Source organism: Neobacillus rhizosphaerae, assembly GCF_937468385.1.
Taxonomy (GTDB): domain Bacteria; phylum Bacillota; class Bacilli; order Bacillales; family Cytobacillaceae; genus Neobacillus; species Neobacillus rhizosphaerae.
Genome location: NZ_CALBWS010000066.1, coordinates 1 through 1,792 on the forward strand (window position 1 = coordinate 1; position 1,792 = coordinate 1,792).

Here is a 1,792-nt window from a genome sequence, read left to right on the forward strand (position 1 = left end):
CTCATAAATGTTACGTTGGCTTAGTTTCAATTGAAACTAATAATTTTTTGTTTGTTGACGTTTTTGTTTGTTTAGTTTTCAAAGAACAAGTTCGTTACCTCTTTTTTCAGAAGCAACTTTACTAATATAGCATTTCAAGTTGTTAATGTCAACAACTTTGTTTTCTACTGCTCATCGCCTCGCTGACGACTTTTCATATATTACTATTATAAATTCACAAAGTCAACAACATTTAAATATTTTTATATATTTTTATATTGGATCATACTTACATATCGGGATTAGGCTTCTATGTTATAGTCATAGACGCTGATTATCAGTGACCAAGCTTTCTGCTTTAATCCTCCCATCCCCCCTAATGAATAAGTACAACTTAAACCAAATAAGATAAAAATAAGATTGTTTAATAAAATAATCCAATACCGATAAATATTTATTCAAATGATTGATTAGTTCCCCTCTCTTTACCCGCAAGAAAACATAATGAAGGAAGTGGATTCGATCGCTTCCAAGATAATGGGGGTGAAATAACATGGATTACTCTCTTTTATTTGGGTTTAAAGTACTGTGGTATATTCCTATAATAGTAGTTGTTATCCTCGTGGCCATTTTATATACGATATTCAAAAAAGGTATTCAGAATTAACCCTGCTTCATAAGCAGCCCCTTCTCTTTCTCCTCAGTTTAGCCTTACTCATCTTAACAACCGGCAGCCCTTTAGCAACTTTGAGCCATCTATCCTTCAGCTTGCATATGATCCAAATGAGTATTTTATTTTTTATTATCCCGCCTCTATTATTGTTAGGTACGCCTGAATTAGTATTTCAGCGATTCGTAAAAATTCCTTTGATTCACAATATGAAAATCCTTTGCTACAGGCCACTGATTTCACTTTGTATTTTCGCCATATTGTTCTTCATGTATCATATACCATTTATTTTAACGATTTTTTCAGAAAATCCTACCATTCATAATGGATATTTACTGCTACTATTTTTTCTATCATTTAGTATTTGGAGGCCAATCGTCAAACCCATTTCCAATATCCGCGTCCTTAACAAACAAAAAACGAGATGCTGTCCTAAGCGGAATCCTTCTTATGCCCGCCTGTTTACTTATCATATTACAGGCACTAATAACTGGAGGGAATAATCCTTTTTTAACACAAATAATATCCAGTCTATGTTTACCCGTTCATTCTAGTACATTCACACTTCTTCCTCCCCCATTTAATACACGACTTGATCAAGCAATCGCAGGAATACTTATGTTAGGCCTTCATAAATTTGCGTTAATACTAGTTTTCCATATTGAAAACAAGTTGGACGAAAGTCATATAAAGAAAATCGGTTTATCGAGACACTCTTTATTTAATAGAAAAAATTGAACCGGAGTAAAGACAGGAGCAGAAAGTGAAAATGCTAATACAAATGTGATGATAATGGTGGATAGTAAATGGAATTTACGCACAATTAATGCCTACTTAATTTTATTACCCCTGTTAAAAAAGGGGAGTTTGATTTTTTATATAAAAAACTATCATGAGCCTCAACTCCCAACCCTACCACGGAAATTAATTTAGAGAACAAGTCGTAGTCACCTAATAAAGGCGGTGAGAGCAGAGCTAGACTTCACATCTTTCGTCTAGTGAAATGGGTATTTCACTTGAACTGGATAAACTAATTCGCTTTTGCGGCGCTCCGCCCCTTTTCCATACAAAAAGCCTTGATCCTCCATTAAGAAAATCAAGGCTTTGTTTATTTTAAATATACGGATTTACAGAAAACACCAA

The 1,792-nt window shown here is 33.9% G+C and carries 1 protein-coding gene; it reads left to right on the forward strand.

Annotated features, from left to right (window positions below; genetic code table 11):
* The first annotated feature begins 567 nt into the window (after positions 1 to 567).
* Positions 568 to 1,152 carry a cytochrome c oxidase assembly protein gene (locus M5A78_RS25090; RefSeq protein WP_406603749.1) on the forward strand — a complete coding sequence of 195 codons (585 nt, stop codon included), beginning with the start codon at positions 568 to 570 and terminating at the stop codon, positions 1,150 to 1,152.
* The last annotated feature ends 640 nt before the right edge of the window (positions 1,153 to 1,792 follow it).